Origin of the sequence: Mesorhizobium sp. M7A.F.Ca.CA.001.08.2.1, assembly GCF_003998455.1 — a bacterium.
In the GTDB taxonomy this organism is placed as follows: domain Bacteria; phylum Pseudomonadota; class Alphaproteobacteria; order Rhizobiales; family Rhizobiaceae; genus Mesorhizobium; species Mesorhizobium ciceri.
On sequence record NZ_RZPW01001046.1, the window covers coordinates 1 to 1,683 of the forward strand.

Annotated in this window: 2 protein-coding genes; both read right to left on the reverse strand. The window is 55.5% G+C overall.

Going from position 1 to position 1,683, the window contains the following annotated elements; genetic code table 11:
• Window positions 1-1,062 (reverse strand): FkbM family methyltransferase (locus EN914_RS34565; protein ID WP_127389645.1); only part of this gene is annotated, 1,062 nt, incomplete at its 3' end.
• Between the two features lie 335 nt (window positions 1,063-1,397).
• Window positions 1,398-1,683 (reverse strand): hypothetical protein (locus EN914_RS38535; RefSeq protein WP_206527307.1); only part of this gene is annotated, 286 nt, incomplete at its 5' end.

The following is a 1,683-nucleotide window of genomic DNA, read 5'->3' on the forward strand; positions in this document are numbered from 1 at the left end:
ATCGAAGTGCGGTACTTGATTAAGCTGGCGTAGGGCGAAACCGAAATCGCCCAGAATGTTGACTATGTCACCAATCAGCTTTTGTCCTCGATATATCGGAACAACATGCGTTTCCAGCTCGATAGCCAAACAGGATTCCAGAAGGTGGCCGAAACCAAGCAGAACTTCGTATTCAAGACCTTGGACGTCTATTTTTATAACATCCGGTGACGGAACCGCGCTTGCGCGGAACAATTCGTCATATCGAACACATTCGACCTCTTGCATGCTGACAACGTTGAAGACACGGGCTACTGAGTAGTTCTGCAGGATCTCAAAGTTTGGCTCTCGCAAAGACGAGCAGTATGATCCGGCAGTAATATACAGCTTTTGGGGGCCAGAAGTGTTTGCCAGCGCCTTTTCCACCACTTGCGCGCCCGGAATTCGATCGAGGGTTTGTCGTATCACCGTCGCTTCCGACGACAAGGGTTCGAACACGACGGGCGTAATATGATCGGCTCGCAGCATCCACTTGAGCTGTAGCCCTCCTTGGCCGCCAACATCGACGAGGGTGATCCGCTCCTCTGCCGGCGTGCGAGACAACTCCGGGTATGCATCAAACGTTTCAACCAGAACGCTCAAGAGTGCAAACTGTTCGAGTCCAGTGCCGGCGTAGACGGGACGACCATTGTCGGAGCAGCCTATTGAGAGAGACCCGTGGCAACTCAAAAAGCTCACATCGATCTCGATCGTGTCATCTGGATGAGCGTTGATCGAAATGGTGTGACTGATACCCCTGTTTATTATGGTGCCGTCGAGTGCAATTTCGGCAACATCCAAAGAACCATAGTGATGGATATAGAAGTTTGTGGTGGTCGTGGGGAAGAATCTGAGGACGCACCTCATCCGAACCATTCGAAACAGAAAAGCTGAATCGTGAAGTCCTAGAAGATGCCAGTCACGGCGGTCACTGTCGCGAACGACCAAAGCTCCGCCAACGATATGACTCGACATTTCGTGGACGACCTGCCAGCTTGATAAAGCATCGCCAACATACGTTTTGGAAAAGATCGCCTCGCCCACCCTCGAGTCCCCTAGCCGCTTCCGAGTAGTTCAACCCTCAAGGGGTCTACGCTTAGACCTCGGCCGATGGCAGAACAAGCTGGACTTCCTATTTTTCTCCTTGCAGGGCAACATGGTCGAGTTTCGAAGTTGCTGCGACGAGATCTCCTAAATTTGCTTGCAGGTTCAGTGGCCGGCAGCCTCACACCAGTGGCGTTGACACCCTCGGGCGGTTGGAGCACAGGCTACGGGGTCATGTCTTCCCCACCTTCCTCAGCTAGCTCGCAACCAAACCTCCTAACCGCCCCCATCGAGCTTGCCGGCGACTGGGGCCACATGCTTGAGGGAGCCGCTGATCAGGTCGTCGAACGCATGCGGCATGCATGCCTCGACGGCGTCCGCCTGCTGTCCGACCGCCAGCCGACGCGCCTGCGTGTCGACGAGCACACTTCCGGCACGCCGGCAATCTGGCTGCATCCGGACGGCAGCAGTATGGCCTGGATCATCGTCGATATATCGGCGAGCGTGACTCGTCGAAGCTCGCCTACCAGTTCGGGCACGAACTCGGCCATGTGCTCTGCAACAGCTGGCAACCGGACGCCAGGCCGGCGCCGCCTTGCCAATGGATCGAGGAGACCATGG